Annotated in this window: 13 protein-coding genes; 10 read left to right on the forward strand and 3 right to left on the reverse strand. The window is 45.1% G+C overall.

Annotated elements, in window-relative coordinates:
* Window positions 1-299: 299 nt before the first annotated feature.
* A complete protein-coding gene (locus ACE1CM_RS35395; RefSeq protein WP_374883590.1) occupies window positions 300-662 on the reverse strand; it encodes a YkgJ family cysteine cluster protein in 363 nt (120 codons plus the stop codon).
* 373 nt (window positions 663-1,035) lie between these two features.
* On the opposite strand from ACE1CM_RS35395, the gene psb30 reads away from it, so the two are divergent.
* Window positions 1,036-1,167, forward strand: a complete 132-nt coding sequence (gene psb30 / locus ACE1CM_RS35400) for a photosystem II reaction center protein Ycf12/Psb30 (protein ID WP_226586892.1) — start codon at window positions 1,036-1,038, stop codon at window positions 1,165-1,167.
* Between the two features lie 71 nt (window positions 1,168-1,238).
* Here psb30 and ACE1CM_RS35405 read toward each other — a convergent pair whose 3' ends face one another.
* Both ACE1CM_RS35405 and ACE1CM_RS35410 read right to left on the reverse strand, forming a co-directional pair.
* Window positions 1,239-3,407 (reverse strand): DHH family phosphoesterase, encoded by a 2,169-nt coding sequence (locus ACE1CM_RS35405; RefSeq protein ID WP_374883591.1) that lies wholly within the window; start codon window positions 3,405-3,407, stop codon window positions 1,239-1,241.
* Window positions 3,407-3,835, reverse strand: a complete 429-nt coding sequence (locus ACE1CM_RS35410; RefSeq protein WP_374883592.1) for a hypothetical protein — start codon at window positions 3,833-3,835, stop codon at window positions 3,407-3,409. The genes ACE1CM_RS35405 and ACE1CM_RS35410 overlap by 1 nt, the downstream gene beginning before the upstream one ends.
* Before the next feature lie 303 nt (window positions 3,836-4,138).
* On the opposite strand from ACE1CM_RS35410, the gene ACE1CM_RS35415 reads away from it, so the two are divergent.
* The 9 genes from ACE1CM_RS35415 to ACE1CM_RS35455 all read left to right on the forward strand — a co-directional run bounded on the left by ACE1CM_RS35415 (window position 4,139) and on the right by ACE1CM_RS35455 (window position 16,663).
* Window positions 4,139-4,420, forward strand: a complete 282-nt coding sequence (locus tag ACE1CM_RS35415) for a UPF0175 family protein (protein WP_226586870.1) — start codon at window positions 4,139-4,141, stop codon at window positions 4,418-4,420.
* Complete coding sequence (locus tag ACE1CM_RS35420) at window positions 4,417-4,890, forward strand: DUF3368 domain-containing protein (RefSeq protein WP_226586869.1); 474 nt, start codon at window positions 4,417-4,419, stop codon at window positions 4,888-4,890. Before ACE1CM_RS35415 ends, ACE1CM_RS35420 begins: the two co-directional genes overlap by 4 nt.
* Before the next feature lie 155 nt (window positions 4,891-5,045).
* Window positions 5,046-6,155 carry an S-(hydroxymethyl)glutathione dehydrogenase/class III alcohol dehydrogenase gene (locus tag ACE1CM_RS35425; protein ID WP_374883593.1) on the forward strand — a complete coding sequence of 370 codons (1,110 nt, stop codon included), beginning with the start codon at window positions 5,046-5,048 and terminating at the stop codon, window positions 6,153-6,155.
* A 20-nt stretch (window positions 6,156-6,175) separates the two neighbouring features.
* Complete coding sequence (locus ACE1CM_RS35430; protein WP_374883594.1) at window positions 6,176-6,391, forward strand: hypothetical protein; 216 nt, start codon at window positions 6,176-6,178, stop codon at window positions 6,389-6,391.
* A gap of 14 nt (window positions 6,392-6,405) precedes the next feature.
* Complete coding sequence (locus ACE1CM_RS35435; protein WP_374883596.1) at window positions 6,406-7,386, forward strand: alpha/beta fold hydrolase; 981 nt, start codon at window positions 6,406-6,408, stop codon at window positions 7,384-7,386.
* Between the two features lie 68 nt (window positions 7,387-7,454).
* Window positions 7,455-8,024: a CAP domain-containing protein gene (locus ACE1CM_RS35440; RefSeq protein ID WP_374883598.1), complete on the forward strand. Its 570-nt coding sequence runs from the start codon at window positions 7,455-7,457 to the stop codon at window positions 8,022-8,024.
* Window positions 8,025-8,096: 72 nt separating this feature from the next.
* The gene (locus tag ACE1CM_RS35445; protein WP_374883599.1) at window positions 8,097-8,507 is read left to right on the forward strand and encodes a peptide chain release factor 1; all 411 of its coding nucleotides are present in this window, start codon (window positions 8,097-8,099) and stop codon (window positions 8,505-8,507) included.
* A gap of 345 nt (window positions 8,508-8,852) precedes the next feature.
* A complete protein-coding gene (gene fghA / locus ACE1CM_RS35450; protein ID WP_374883600.1) occupies window positions 8,853-9,701 on the forward strand; it encodes an S-formylglutathione hydrolase in 849 nt (282 codons plus the stop codon).
* A gap of 68 nt (window positions 9,702-9,769) precedes the next feature.
* On the forward strand, window positions 9,770-16,663 hold the full coding sequence (locus ACE1CM_RS35455; RefSeq protein WP_374883601.1) for a CHAT domain-containing protein: 6,894 nt from the start codon (window positions 9,770-9,772) through the stop codon (window positions 16,661-16,663).
* The last annotated feature ends 518 nt before the right edge of the window (window positions 16,664-17,181 follow it).

Genomic DNA, 17,181 nt, shown 5'->3' on the forward strand with positions numbered 1-17,181 from the left:
TCCCTTGACGCGGCTGCCAGTTTGGATTATTGAGCGCTTGCAGTTACATTTGACGGGCTGTTTGTTAAGAATTTTTGACAAAAAGTGGCAGTTGGTAATCGGTAATGGGTAATGGGTCATTGGGATGGACGAGGGCAGTAATTTAGCGGGTGAGCGAGTCAGCGAGTGAGCAGGTGCGCGGGCGATCTCTTGAGCAAGGGAGCAGAGGAGTAGGGCAGCTCTTGAGATGGGGAGCAAAGGAGAATATGCATTCAACTGCCCCTCTCCCCCTCTGCCTCTTTGCCGTCGTGCCCACCTGCTCACCTACCCGATGCGCCATAAACTTCGCTGTTGAAACGAACCATCTCTATGCTGCGACGCCCGTAAGTTGACTCTATGTGCTGATGGCAACAGTCAATTGCAAAGTCGCTTACCTCCTGGGCTTCAATGCCATACATATCCTGGAAGGTTTCTGGCTCCACTCGGCAAAAACGCGGACGCTCCGGGTAAATACGGCAACTGCGGTTTGACTGGTCAAAATGGATACACCATCCCCCTTCACCCACCATGGTCAAATACAGTTCTAGTTCCTGGGGGGATAGATACTCTTCTAAGTCGGGACGCTCCTGGGGGTCAAGATGACAGCAGGCTCCACATTGCTTAACACACTGCCAAGTCGCCATTGGATTTTAGATTTGATATTTCAGATTTTAGATTTGGGAAACTATTACTGCGGTTGAGTTTCAGCCCAATCAGACCCACTATTATAACGCGAAGCGGTACTCGATTCTTGCCCATTACCCTCGTTCTCCGGGCTCAGCCCGGAGAACGTCATTACCCAAGCCAGGTCGATACAGAGAGTCTTTCACAACAACTTTCTTTGCGTCGCCGCCTCTCCCACTCCCCGCGTCCTCTTCAACCCCCCTTTGATTTTTGTTTAGCTTTTTTTATAGTTTTGTAAAGATACTTAAAAAAGAGGTGCGATCGCCAGGTAAGATAGAATGCGGATTTTTTAGGTTAGCCATTCGGAACCTTGGGTTAGTTCGGGAGGAAATTATGGACTTTATCACCAATTTTTTCGGCAGCATCAACTTTGAAGTTATCGCCCAGCTGACCATGCTGGCTTTGATCGTGCTGGCTGGCCCTGCGGTAATCTTGGTACTGGCAAGTCGCGGCGGCGACCTTTAATAGTCGGTAATTGGTCGAGTGTCATTGGTCATTGGTTTTTTGGTGCGTGCTTCGCCCCTACTGACTAATGACTAATGATTTTTTTCAGCAATTTCCAAAGCTTGAAGCGCCGCCTGGATTAACTGATAAAAACCAGGTTGAGAAATATCAATTTCCTCAGATTCTTCGCGATTCATGCCGAGTAAACCTGTTGTTTGTCCGGGTGCAATGGCGAGGACTTTTCCTTCTGAATTTCGGATTCTTAATTCCTGCTTTGAACCGTTGGCAAATAAACCGCAAGTGTAGCGGCGTTCGTTATAGTAAAACTCTGCCTTTGCTGGAATAGTGGGAAAAATCAATGGGGGAAATGCTTTGACAGTGCGGTTTACTTGAGGCGAGGCAAGTCGCACGCCTACTAATTCCAGTTCAATACTTTTGCTGCCATTCCAGTTATTTTCTCGCAACTTATAGGCAATATCCAGGCGCGACGGTAAGGGAAAATAATCGCGCCAACGCCATGCAATCGCTTTTATTTGGGTTGGTAATTGGTAATTGGCAATCGGTAATTGGTAATTCTCCTCTCCCCACCTGCCCACCTGCTCAACAGCATCTTGAATTAGGGTGAGTTTGATGTGTCCTTTACCCACAATTTGTTGGTCAATTGCTCGCACGTTGGGCGTCCAAAATACCGGAGCGCTATTTTCAATCCCGCAAGGGTGGAGCGCGTCTATTTGTCGATAAAGGTCAAGGTTAATTTGATCTAAACTCGCTTGTGCATCAATTTTTACCACTGGTTTGAGGTGTTCTGGTTGCAAGCATTGGTGGGCAAAAGTGCGAAGGCGCGAGCGCAACTTCTCCAAATTCTCACCCGGTAAAGAAAATCCCCCGGCGGCTTTGTGTCCGCCAAACTTACCTAAGAGGTCGGCGCAAAATTCTAACGCTTCAAATACGTGAAATTCCGGAATTCCCCGCGCCGAACCGCGAATGTGTTCTCCACTCTCATCTTCATATGTGCCAATAAATACCGGCACGCCGTAGCGTTCCACGAGGCGAGAGGCGACGATGCCGATGACGCCGTGATGCCAGTTGGGTTGGACGAGAAGCAAGACGCGCTCTTGCTGCAAGTTTAGCTGACTTTGTTCGATGTGGGCGATCGCTTCTTGTTCAATTTCCTCGCACAATAGTTGTCGATGTCGGTTAATCTGTTCGCACTGCATTGCCCTTTCTAGGGCTAATCCCATATCATCGGTTGTGAGTAAATCGATGACAATCTGAGGGTCGGCAATTCGTCCCACTGCATTAATGCGAGGTCCCAATCTAAAGCCAATATCTTCTGGTTTTAGAGATTTTGAATTGGTAATTGGTAATTGGTAATTGCTAATGGCTAATTGGTAATTCTCCAGGTTCCCTGGACTCACCTGCCCACCTGCTTCCTGGACTCCAGAAACTTGAATTAATGCTTGTACGCCTGCTAGCTGAGATTGGGGGAGTAGTTGCAAACCGCGTTTTACCCAGCGGCGGTTCACGCCGGTTAAAGGAGCGAGATCTGCGATCGTTCCTAATGTAAATAATTCTAATAAAGGCTTGACTAATCCCTTGGCTTTACCCATTTGTTGCGCCAAAGATACTGCCAAGATATAGGCAACACCGACACCGGCAAGTCCGCGATAGGGGGAAGATTCTGGAATTAATTTTGGGTTGAGAATTGCATCGGCGGGGGGGAGTTGCTGAGGCAGGTCGTGATGATCTGTAACAATAACCTTTACACCCAACTGGCGCGCCCGATCAATTGGATCGTAAGCGGAAATGCCGTTATCGACGGTTAGAATCAGCGCTACGCCTTCGGAGTGGAAGTCTTCTACAATGCGGCGATTGATGCCGTAACCTTCCTTCATGCGACTGGGAATGGCATAATCGACATTTGCCCCTAACCAGCGGAGACTTCGCAACAACAAAGCCGTACTTGTCATACCATCGGCATCGTAGTCGCCGCAGATGGCGATTTTTTGATGGCGAGCGATCGCATTTTCCAACAACTCCAGGCTAATTGCCAAATCCGGGAATTCCGCGATTGGTTCTGGTAAAGCTGCCAATTCGGGCGATAAAAACAGCTGCGCTTGTTCGGGCGTTTCAATCCCCCGATTTAGCAGTACTTGCGCCAAAAGCGGTGAAAGCTGGGTAACCTCCGCCAACTTTTGGGCTGGTTCTATTTGCGACGGGGCAATTTCCCACCGCTGGTTAGGTAATTGAAAATTAGGCACTAGAAGATATATAGCGTATCGTTAAATTCCGAATCAAATATCGCGCGATCGTCATTATAGTAACTACCGGGTCGCAATTCTACCTGTAAACTTTGGGCATTTGGTTTAGCAACCCTTGCTTGCAGCGGCAGATTCGCTTGCGGACTCCAGTATAAAAAAGATACACCTTTATCCTTCGGTCTAAGCCTGAAGCTTAACTTTAGTCTTTGTCGGGGTCGCATGGTAATCGGGCCGGTGTAAGATGGCAGTTCGACTTGAATTGATTCGGAAGTATTGTTTGTTACCTGTAAGCTGATAGCTTGTCCGGGTTGGATCGTCTTTCCCGTTGCCAAAAATTTTGGCCCTGCTTCGACTAATTTGGGCAGGAGTGCCGGAGCAACGAGCAGCGTCGTTGCGGTTAAAATCCCAGGCAGAAGTGTTTTAAACATATATAGATAACCCCCAAAAACTTGTTTTTGGTTTTGAACTCAAAACTTATATATTTTGACCCTAACTTGGGTATCAGCTTTCTGGGAAAAAGTCAAGATTTTTTTAAGTCTTTTTCCCTGTTTTTATCATTGCAGGTAGCGCTCGCGATTGTTCGTAGTAGCGTTTCAGCGCTAGGGGATTAGCACTACCATAGTTCGTAAGCGACTGTATGGGATTGGCGCTGGCGCTACTAGGAGGACTCAGAGGCGATCGCAACCAACTACTTCCAGGCAATTAAGATCATAAGTAGGAGGAAAGCCACTATGAAAATTACCCTTGATATTCCCGACAACATTGCCCAGCAACTTACCGAAACACCAGAGGAGTTGCAGCGTTACCTACTCGAACTCCTAGTCATCGAAGCCTACCGCACCGAGCGCATAACTCATTTTCAGGTGGGACAAATCCTCAATTTACCCTCCCGTTGGGCAGTCGATGCCTTCCTCAAAGCCCACCATGCTTACCTACATTACAACGAAGAAGACTTGGAAAGCGATCGCGAAACCCTGCGCCAGTTGAGAGGGAAACAAGCCATCACCTCATGATTGTTATTTCCGATACTTCCCCTATTCTTTACCTACTGCTAATTAACCAACTAGACTTACTGCCCCAAATGTATGCTCAAGTCATCATTCCCGAAATAGTAAGGGATGAACTCGCAGATCCGGGGGCACCGATCCAACTTCAGCAATGGATCGCCAATGCACCTGAATGGCTAATCGTTCAGCCAGTCACCAGCACACCGGATGCAACTCTCAGCAACCTCAATCCAGGTGAACAAGCTGCCATCACCCTGGCTCAAGAATGCCTTGCAGACTTACTTATAATTGATGAAAGAGCTGGAAGACGTGCTGCCACAAATCTAGGAATCCGCATTATCGGCGTACTAGGTATTTTAGATGAAGCAGCTGCTCAAGGCTTAATCAATTTTCCAGAAGCGATCGCCCAACTTCAGCAAACAAATTTTCGTGCTTCCCCTGTATTAATTCAGCGCCTCCTCGATAGCTACCAATAAACACAAAATCGGTAGCCATCAGGTATGGCTGCCAAGAAATCCTCTCCAAAGCACAGGTTATCTATCCCCAGCAATAGAGATCCTGCTAGTCTTCTGGATAGCGATCGCATCATAATCTATACAAACCCTCAAAAAATCGGCTACGAGAGAGCAAGATGGACGTTAAAGCAGCAGTCGCCTTTGAAGCAGGCAAACCCCTAAGCATCGAAACCGTACAGCTAGAAGGCCCCAAACAAGGGGAAGTACTGGTAGAAATTAAAGCAACGGGGGTGTGTCATACCGACGCATTTACCCTCTCCGGTGCCGACCCAGAAGGACTGTTTCCCGCTATCCTGGGGCATGAAGGCGCGGGTGTAGTCGTAGAAGTAGGGTCGGGAGTAAAGTCAGTCAAAGTGGGCGACCATGTTATTCCCCTTTACATCCCAGAATGCCGCAACTGCGAATACTGTCTCAGCGGCAAAACCAACCTCTGTCAAGCGATTCGGGTAACCCAAGGGCGGGGTGTCATGCCCGATGGTACGAGTCGATTCTCACTAAATGGGCAGAAACTCCTTCACTACATGGGAACTTCAACGTTTGCCAACTATACCGTATTACCCGAAATTTCCGTCGCCAAAATTCGCGAAGATGCCCCATTTGAGAAAGTTTGTTTAATAGGTTGCGGCGTTACAACTGGACTGGGTGCAGTTGTCAATACCGCCAAAGTTGAACCAGGTTCCAATGTCGTTGTCTTCGGTTTAGGCGGGGTGGGTTTAAACGTAATTCAAGGCGCAAAGATGGTAGGCGCTAATATGATTGTGGGAGTAGATATCAACCCAGCCAAGCGCGAATTAGCCGAAAAATTCGGCATGACGCACTTTGTTAATCCCAAAGAAGTGGCTGGAGATTTAGTTGCTTACCTCGTGGAATTAACCAAAGGGGGAGCAGATTACAGTTTTGAATGCATCGGCAACATTAACGTGATGCGACAAGCATTAGAATGCTGCCACAAAGGTTGGGGAACGAGCGTCATTATCGGGGTAGCAGGTGCAGGACAAGAAATTAGTACCCGTCCGTTTCAATTAGTCACCGGACGAGTTTGGAAAGGCAGCGCTTTTGGAGGGGCAAAAGGTCGCACCGACGTGCCTAAAATTGTCGATTGGTTCATGAACGGCAAGATTGATATCGATAGCTTGATTACTCAAGTAATGCCGATCGAACAGGTCAACGAAGCATTTGATTTAATGCACAAAGGCGAATCAATTCGCAGCGTTTTAACATTCTGAAGGAATTTGAGATTTGAGATTTGAGATTTCAGATTGAACGCTGCAAAATCTGCGAACTATCACCTTTGTTTCTGGCGGCGATATCTGGTGACAAACAGACAATTTTTTCAGAGAAACCCGGTTTCTTTGCGTCAATCCTGATTCTGTCTGCTACCCGACCTATCACCTTTGTTTATGGCGACGATCTCTGGGAAAAAAGCGAGGATTTTTGCGAGAAACCCGGTTTCTTTACCTGACCTGGAAATATGTTATGCCAATCTCAATTGACTTGTTGTTTTTATTAGCAACAACAACTTATCACCACCTCACTACTTGGATTGAGAATCGCAGGCATAAACCCCCCGGTCAACTGATTGACATGGGGGGTTACAAACTGCACCTATACTCGCGAGGCGAAGGAAATCCAACCGTTATCCTTGACCATAGTTTGGGTGGAATAGAGGGTTACTTATTAATCGAAGAAATTGCTAAAATGACAAAGGTTTGTATTTATGACCGAGCGGGATATGGATGGAGCGATCCCAGTCCAAAAAACCGTTCCAGCAAACAGATTGTCCAAGAATTAGATGCAATGCTTGTTAAAGCAGGGATAGCGCCGCCTTACATCTTGGTCGGTAACTCTTTTGGCAGTTATAACGTGCGCCTTTATGCGAGTCAGTTTCCGGAAAAAGTTGTAGGAATTGTTCTCACAGATGGGTTGCATGAAGCAGAAATGTTAAATATGTCCTTGACTCTGCGACTACTACAATTATTTTTTATGTCCGGATTTGCCATGTCAATGCTGGGGTCAATGTTGGGTTTAATCCGGCTTTTGGGAATGGTGGGAATGTTTGAATTTATCAAAAAAGAACTGGGTCAATTTCCATCAGCAACTAGACAAAAAATCAAGCGGTCTTTTTACCAGTCACAACACTGGATAACCATGTGGCGGGAAATGTGGAATTTAGAGGCGAGTGCTAAGCAAGTTCATCAGGTAAGTAATTTGGGCGATATTCCGATTGTTAGTATTAAATCCAGTACCTTTTTTAAGCGATCAATTTGGAATTTTTACATGCCAATTGCAGCGGCGAATCAACTGCGAGACAGAATGCACGCCGAATTGCTCAAACTCTCAACAGATTGTACCCAAATACAAGCGACCAGAAGCGGTCATTTTGTTTGGGTAGATCAGCCAGAGGTTATCATAGAAGCGATTCAGAAATTATTGGATAAAATCAAATTGGTCAATTAAATAGACCATTTTTGAGTGCTTGTCCTGAAAACTAAAGTTTGACGATGGTTTGTATGGAGTTATCCACAATGCCTAAACTATGCAAGCAAACTTCTTTAGCAGTAGCTGCTGGAATCGGCTTCAGTTTAGCTACTATTAGTGCTAGTTTTTCCCTGGAGGCGCTGACACCTGGGAAAACTAAGATATTGTTGGCACAAAGGGCGCGAGCAATTAATAAAAATGAAATTCTGGCAGCGCATAATAAATACCGTCGCTCAGTAAGAGTTCCACCGCTACAATGGTCTGATACTGTAGCAAGTTCGGCGCAACAATGGGCAAATCAACTGGCTAGAACAAGTAGGTTTGAACACAGTAACAATCGTCGTTATGGCGAAAACCTTTGGATGGGAACCGCGGGGCGTTTTAGTTTCACGCAGATGGTAGATGGTTGGGGAAGCGAAAAGCAATATTTTATTCCAAATCGAACTTTCCCCAATGTTTCTAATACAGGTAAGTGGCAAGATGTCGGTCACTACACCCAAGTAATTTGGAGAAATACTAGACAAGTTGGTTGCGCTTTGGCGAGTGGGGGTGGAAATGATTATTTAGTTTGTCAATACAGTCCACCAGGGAATGTAATCGGACAAAGAGTGTATTGAGTGCTACTCCCACAGGGCGTCTTTTTAGGTGCGTTAACCTAGTGTAAATCACCCTAGACGATTGGTTTTGCCATGAACGATCCCCTCCGCAGTTTAAAATTATTACCTTGGCGATCGCTGCTAAAATATGCTGCGATAACGACAGCGATCGCTACCGCATTCGACTTGTTATTACTGTTGGCGCTGGTATACCTTGTACCTCTGCAAAAAATGTTCTTAATAATATTAGCGCCACCTTTGGGAATTTTAATAGCGTTCGCTGTAGCATTAGGAATTGGCGCGCTTGCCGTTTACCTAACAGAACGCCAGCGCAACTTCATTCTCAACACCTCGAATTTATGGGCTTTAGTAGCGTGTTTGATATTGTGTTTTTGGATAAAGTCGCTGCTGCCAATTCCCTCATTTATATTAAATTTGTCCGAATTGACATTCGTTGGAATCATATTAGGCGTATTCTGGAAAGGTCGGCCTTACTGGAGATAAAAAAATCTAGAGATCAATTTACGGTGATGGCGAACAAATCTGAGCGATCGCCGCTGATGCGGCTTAGAGTGCAGCGATTTCTGACCCAAAAGCAGTTAGCAGATGCACTCGACGTTAAAACCTAAAAATTTAATGTTGTAGGGGCGGATTTTACCAATCAATCTGCGCCAAGAAACCGGGTTTCTGAGTAGATCTCTTTCCTTGCTAAACGATTTTTCAGAGAAACCCGGTTTCTAATCTCGTTAAAGCGTGCCGCGGCTAAGGCTAGGGATGTCACGCGACATGATATAACTCATAAAAAAGCACCAATCACCCATTACCAATTAGCAAGCTTGCAATTAACTTATGTCTGCATCTCCCAACCTAGTCAGCGAACATACTTGTTTTGGTGGAACTGTTGGTTTTTATAGCCATCATTCTTCTGCCTGTAATAGCAAAATGAAATTCGCCGTGTATCTACCACCCCAGGCTAAATCAAAATCGGTGCCGGTTTTATATTTTCTCTCAGGCTTAACCTGCACTGAAGAAAACTTTATGGTCAAGGCAGGGGCGCAACAATTTGCAGCCAAATATGGATTAATGCTAGTAGTTCCAGATACCAGTCCTCGCGATGCGGGAATTCCCGGTGAAGATGAGGAATGGGATTTTGGTACGGGCGCAGGTTTTTACGTCGATGCTACGGTTGAACCTTGGAAATCCCACTATCAAATGTACAGCTATGTAGTTGATGAATTGCCTAGTATTATTGCCGAACATTTCCCAGCAATTCCACAAAAACAAAGTATTTTTGGTCATTCAATGGGGGGACATGGGGCGCTAATTTGTGCGTTAAAAAATCCTGACCGCTATCTATCTGTTTCTGCATTTGCTCCTATTGTTGCACCGATGCGCTGTCCTTGGGGTCAAAAAGCATTTACGAACTATCTTGGATCTGATCCAGAAACTTGGCGGGCATACGATGCCAGCGAATTAGTATTAACTGCACAATATAATCGTCCCATTCTGATCGACCAAGGCATGGAAGATAAGTTTCTTTCTAACCAATTGCTACCAGAATTATTCGAGGAAGCTTGTGCAAAAGTCGGACAGACACTAAGCTTGCGAATGCAAGCAGGTTACGACCATAGCTATTACTTTATCGCCACGTTTATGGAAGACCATATTAGCCATCACGCGGCTGCTTTGTTTGGATAAAAAGCACTTCTCCGGATAGTCTGGCGGTCAATACGAATCTAGCAATGGTTGCGTGGGAGGTTACTCTGATGCTACACCCAATTCCCCTCAAATCGACGCTAGTCTGCTTAACTGTGACGGGATTAATCGGTTTCATGCCTCAGATTAATTCTCCTAGCGCTTTTGCTCAATCTATTGTGCCAGCAGCAGACGGAACTAACACGCAAGTTATCCCAAACCGCAACGAATTTAACATTCAGGGGGGACAATTATCCGGAGATGGGGCAAATCTGTTTCACAGCTTTGAAAAATTCGGCTTATCAGAAGGTCAAATTGCCAATTTTCTATCTAATCCCAACATCCGCAATATTATCGGACGCATCAATGGCGGGGAAGCGTCCTTAATTAACGGACTGATTCAGGTGTTGGGTGGCAATTCTAACTTATATTTAATGAATCCCGCAGGGATTATTTTTGGTGCCAATGCTCAATTAAACGTACCTGCTGCCTTTACTGCAACCACCTCCACTGGTATCGGTTTTGGTAACAATAATTGGTTCAATGCGGTTGGGGAAAATAATTGGTCAGTCTTAGTCGGAACGCCGAACGAATTTAGGTTTGATAACCTCAATCCTGGAAGCATCGTTAATTTTGGCAATCTAGCCGTCGGCACGGGAGAAAGTTTAACCTTACTGGGTGGAAATACAATCAATCTCGGCACATTAGAAGCACCGGGAGGCAGAATTACCATTGCCGCAATTCCGGGGAGAAATGTTATTCGCATTTCTCAAGCGGGACATTTGTTAAGTATAGAATTGCCGCTGACATCAGAGAGTGAAACAGGAATAAGACCGCTGTCTTTGCCTCAATTACTCACTGGCGGTAATGTCGGTAATGCGAATGCTATTTCGGTGAACCAACAAGGGCAAGTAGTTCTGACGGGTTCGGGTATTGCCATACCAAATCAAGCAGGAACCGCGATTGTTTCTGGGATCGTCTCTAGTAGCAGTCAGCAGGCAGTTGGAGGAGAAGTTAATATTTTAGGTTCGCGCATTGCCGTTATTGATGCTCATATTAATGCTTCTGGGGCGAATGGCGGGGGTAATATTTTCATCGGCGGTAATCGTTCTGGACTTGGCGATCTTCCTAATGCTCAATATACCTTTATTAGTCCCGATTCTGTTGTTGCTGCTGATGCTTGGCAACGGGGAAATGGGGGGCAAATAATTGTTTTTGCACAAGATACTGCCCAAGTTTACGGTACGCTGACCGCACGGGGTGGGGTGCAATCTGGGAATGGGGGATTTATTGAGACTAGCGGGATGCGATCGCTTACAATTACCACAGTCCCCAACGTAGGCGCACCAGCAGGTTTAGGCGGCGAATGGCTAATCGATCCTTACAATATCACCATTGTTGCCGGTAGCGGTAACACCAATATCGACGCTAATTCACCCTTTGAACCATCTGGTAACAACGCACAGTTGGGAGTTGATTTAATTAAAACTGCACTCGATGCTGGCAATGTTACTATTTCAACTGGAAATAGTGGCGGACAAGCTGGGGATATTACTTGGAATGCGCCGCTGACGTTTAATCTAGCTGCCGAAAGAACTCTGACGCTTAATGCTGATAACGATATTGCCATTTTGCAATCGATTCAAGGGACAGCAAACAGCGCCCCCTTGAATCTTGTTTTCAATGCAAATAATCGACTAGGCATTATTGGTAATCCTATTCTAAATTCGGCTGGCGGTGATATCAGCTTAACAGCAAGAGGTAGGGGCAGTAATCCCAACTTATTTCCTGTAATGCATATCCTTACGGGTACTACTATTAATACAGGTGGCGGAAATCTTACGATTACAAGTACAGCTACCTCTCCTAACACGATTGCTGTATCTTTTGATAACAGTCCAATCAATGTTACAGGGAATGGAAATATTACATTCAATGGCAGTAGTAGTGACAATCCTGGCGTTTTTATTACGGGTGGTCAGTTCACAGTTGAAAATGGAAATATTACAATCAACGGCACTGGCAAGCCTCCTGGACATGGCATTTTGCTCAACAATGCCACCCGACTAACCGCTACAGGGAATGGAAATATTAGGTTTAATGTCAGCGACGGTGGTGGTCGTCTGACAATTGGCGACGGTAGTCAGTTAACCGTTAATAATGGTGCAATAACGCTTAGTGGCACTGGTGGCATGTTCCTCAATGTTGGCAGTAGCATCCAATCTACAACTGGTGCCATAACTATCAATAACTCTGATGTCATTTTCATCAATAATGGCAGCAGCATCCAATCAACCACTGGTGCTATAACACTCGCTAGCAATAATGACATTTTCATCACTGATAGCAGAGTTCAATCTACCAGTGGGGTCATCAATATCACTGGCACTGATTTGATTTTTCTCTATACTGATAGCATTATTCAATCTACCAGCGGTGCTATTAATCTCAGTAGCAATGAAGTTACACTCAGCGACATTAATATTAACCCAACTCCTGGCAGCGGAAATATTACTTTAAAAGGTGATGAAATTAACCTACTTGGCACAACTCAAATTAGAGGGACTGGCACAATCCGATTGCAACCACTCAACCCCAGTTTGGGTATTACTATAGGCGGAAGTTTTGAGAACAATGACTTAAATCTTGATAACTCCAAACTCGCCAATTTACAAAATAATGGTTTCTCGCAAATTATTATTGGCAGTTCCGACAACACTGGGACAATTACACTCGACCCTAATGCCACATTCAACATTCCAGTGAATATTGCAGGCGGTGCAACTTTAGTAGGTGCTAACCGCAATACAGATTGGACAATTACAGGTAGCAACTCAGGCAGTATTAGCGGTTATGCAAACGGTTTTACTTTCAATAACATTGAAAATATCAGGGGTGGAACCCTAGACGATAATTTTGTTTTCAATGATGGCGCAAATTGGCAAGGAACCATCGATGGCAATGCGGGAACCGATACCCTCAATTATTCTGCTTTTACCAGCAACTTAAGCGTAAATTTAGCTAATCTGGGTGCAACTGGCATTGAAACAGTTATTGGCACAAACAACGCAACGAGTACTCTCATTGGTACGAATACAAACAACAATTGGAACCTCACCGGAACGAACAGCGGCACGGTTAACAATATTCTCAGCTTTAGGAACTTCCAAAATCTTGTAGGTGGTACGCTGGATGATAATTTTGTTTTCAATGATGGCGTCAACTGGGGCGGAACTATCGCTGGAAACACGGGAACTGACACTTTAGATTATTCTGCCTTTACGACTCCCTTAATTGTAGATGTATCTGTTTTGGGAGCAACTGGTATTGAAATAGTTATTGGGACAAATAATGCTACTAGCACTCTCATTGGCAGCTATACAAACAACAATTGGAATATCGCCAGCAATAACAGCGGCACGCTAAACAATACGCTGAATTTCATTCAATTTCAAAATCTGGTTGGCGGACTGTTAGACGATAACTTCATTTTCCGCAATGGGGTGAACTGGAGTGGAGTAATTGATGGTAATGCCGGAAACGATACGCTAGATTATTCCAGTTCCACGATTCCTATTAATATAGATTTGTCTACCTTCAATGCTATCAGCATTGAAACGATAATTGGCACAAACAATGCTACCAGTACTTTAATCGCTCCCGATTTTAACAATACTTGGAATATCATAACCAGCAACAGCGGGCGGCTCAATTATGTCCTCAATTTCCGCAACTTTCAACGCTTGATCGGGGGAAGATTAGATGATAACTTTATCTTGGCTAATGGAGTAACCTGGGGCGGAATTATCCATGGGAATCAGGGTATAAATACTCTTGACTATTCTGCTTTTACCGTTCCTGTCACAGTAGACTTGAACGCAATCGGAATCAACAACCTCAATATTAACAACATTATTGGAACGACGAATGCCACCAGTACCATAATTGGCAATAATGATAGCAATACTTGGGCGATCGCCGGAAATAATAGCGGCAGATTTAATAACAATATCAACTTTAGCAATTTTCAACGTCTGGTTGGCGGCAACCTGAACGACGAATTTGTTTTTAATGATGGGATTAACTGGAACGGCACGATTGATGGCAGCAGCGGAACAGATACCTTAAATTATGCTAACTTCACCAGCAATCTAGTCGTCAATTTACAGGCTTTGACAGCTACCAGTATTGAAAATATCATTGGAACGAACAATGCGACGAGTACGCTGATGGGGAGAAATACACCTAACAATTGGAATATCGCCGGAAATAATAGCGGCACGTACAACGGGACGCTGAGTTTTAGTCAATTCCAAAACTTAACGGGAGGAACTGAAGCAGATACATTTAATTTTACTCCCGCAGCTAGCATTAGCGGCAACATCGATGGCGGTGCTGGTAACCTGACCCTAATTGGAGATGAAATTAATTTTTTTGGTACTGTTTCAGGCACGGGTGATTTAAGAATTGAACCATCAACGGTTAACCAAGCAATTCAAGTTGGAGGGACAGATAGTCGAAACGATAGCGTTCTAGAGTTAACCAGTGCAGAAATAAGTTTGCTGGGAAATGGTTTTCGTTCGATTACTATTGGCAGGACCGATGGAAGCGGCAGAATAAATCTAGCAGGAGATGCGACGTTTCAAGACCCGGTGACGTTACAAACTCTTGGTTCTATTACTTATACAGGCGGCACTCTTAGAGGTGCTGATAATGCCACGATTACTGTAACAGCGCAGGGAAATATTACTACAGGCAGTATTGTTAACTCTGGTCGTGCGATTTCTCTTACCAGTCAACAAGGGCAAATTAATACAACGGCGGGGATAGTTGATGCTAGTTCTGGGACCGGGGATGGCGGGGCGATCGATCTCACCACACCTGCTAACATTACTACTGGCAATCTCAACTCTAATTCCACAACAAATAGAGGAGGAAATATTACCCTAACCTCCCAAACGGGAACCATTACTACTGGTAACCTGAATTCATCTGGAGTCACCAGCGGCGGTAATATTATCCTTCAAGCTCAAACCGCGATTGCAACTGGCGAAATTAACTCCAGTGCAACTATTGGAAATGGGGGTAACGTTACCCTAGATCCGATTGGAGATATTAAAGTAAGTTTCATCAACACCCAAGGAGGAAATAACGGCAGAGGCGGAGATGTTTTTATTGAGTCTACAGGCGGTTTTTTCCGCGCTACTGGTTCATTTTCCACTGCTTTTTCCCCAACAGGAACCGCGAGTATTTCTACAGCAGGTAATTTAGGGGGAGGTTCGATTACAATTCGCCACGTTGGCGGAGACGAAACGCCTCCCATTCAACCATTTGTAATCGGCAGTTTGACACCGAATGGCACTCAATCTGCTATTACTACGGGAGAATTTACACTATCTCCAGGAGAATCTTTTCCCCGTGCTTTCAATTTGGGCAATATTGGTTTAGTTACCGACAGCGCAACTCTACAACCACAACCGCAACCACAACCGCAACCACAACCACAACCACAACCGCAACCGCAACCGCAACCGCAACCACAACCACAACCGCAACCCCAACCGCAACCTAGCGCACAGGTAGACGATACTGAGTTTCTTCATAATCAAAAAAATCCTCCTATTCAATCAGAAACTAGCGATACTGTTCCTGTAGAAATTGATGCCTCTGTCGCTGCAATTGAACAGGTGCTGACGCGGGAATTTGAAGCTTATTTTGGTCAACCTGCTGTTACGCCTATCGTTACTTTAGAAAATATTCAGCAGCGGTTGCGACAAACGGAAAGGGAAACGAAAATAAAATCGGCGGTGCTATACATAGTATTTAGTCGCAGCAACTTGGGGACAAATGCAGCTTTAATCTGTCCTTCGCGGGAGTCTTGGTTAGTCAGGGAAACTAATTTAGAACTGCGACAACTTTTGTGCGATCGCTCTGCCAACGACCCCATCGAACTTATACTGGTGACGGGAACTAGCGAACCTCTGCGCCTGCTAATTCCCAACGCGATGCGCCAACAAGTGCTAGCGCTAGCAAGCGAATTTCGCGGTGAAGTTACCAATCCTTATAAAACCCGCACCACCAGTTATTTAACATCCGCGCAAAAACTGTACGAACTTCTAATTGCACCAGTTCAACCAACATTGCGATCGCAAGGTATTACCAATATAATGTTCGTACCAGATGCGACGTTGCGATCGCTTCCCTTCGCCGCACTTCACGATGGACAAAACTTTCTCATCCAGCAATACAGTCTAGCTTTAATTCCCAGTTTCAGCTTAACCCAACCTCGCTACATCAATCTGCAAAAAGCCAGAATTTTAGGCATGGGTGCGGCAACCTTTCGCGAACAAGAACCTTTGCCCTTTGTACCAGTTGAATTAGCGACCATTACTGCTAAATTAGGGCAAAATCGCCGATTTTTAAATGAAAGTTTCACGCTGAATAATCTCAACCTACAGCGCCATCAGCAAGAATTTGAAATTATCCATTTAGCAACCCATGCCAGATTTCAGGCAGGAAATCCCGATAATTCTTACATTCAACTGTGGGATAATCGCTTGCTGCTGCCGCAAATGCGCCAGTTAAAGTGGAACAATCCACCTGTGGAATTGTTAGTACTTTCTGCTTGTCAAACTGCGTTAGGAGACGAACAAGCAGAATTAGGATTTGCTGGATTGGGAGTGGAAGCGGGAGTAAAATCGGCGCTGGCAAGTTTGTGGCGCGCCAACGATAAGGGTACTCTGGGACTGATGGTGGCATTTTACCAGCACTTACAAACAGCGCCAATTCGGTCTGAAGCGATCAGACAAGCGCAAATTGCTTTAATAGAAGGTCAGGTGCGAGTAGCAGCGGGAAAATTGCGCCTTTGGGATGGTACAGCAGTGGAATTGCCCGAAACCGCAGATACAGACTTTTCTCATCCTTATTTTTGGGCAGCGTTTACGTTAATTGGTAACCCGTGGTAGGGCATCTCTGAGGTTAAGTTTTGTAACAATTTTCAGCTCCTGCGAAAAAGTTGAATTTTGGCAGATATCTGTAATAGATGCGATCGCTCATTGACTCAGATCTTGCACCTACCCGCTTACCCGCCAGGGAATCAATTCCCTGGCTAATAGCGAAAGTCCTCTCAAGAGGACTAAATGCTTGCTATAGATTTCAGTCCATTTCAATGGACTTGAGCTATGATCCGTGGAATTGATTCCACGGCGGGTGAGTGGACTGGTGCAAGATCTGAGTTGAGAGTCATCTTAGGGACGCTGCTATGAAGCATCAACTAAGCTGAAAACCTTACTGTAAGTAACTTTTAAGCTTCTTCAATGTTGAGGCAGACGCAACGTCAAAGTTCCTAAATATAGCTATGCCTGTTGACTAACAGTGACAGCGATACTGATTAGTTTTTAGGTGTATTTGCCAAGCTGAGAGGTTATTCTGTCCTGAGACTGTGGAGTTAAAAATTTTCTACCAGTACTGCTCCAAATACGGC

Origin of the sequence: Microseira sp. BLCC-F43 (genome assembly GCF_041929235.1) — a bacterium.
Taxonomy (GTDB): domain Bacteria; phylum Cyanobacteriota; class Cyanobacteriia; order Cyanobacteriales; family Aerosakkonemataceae; genus Microseira.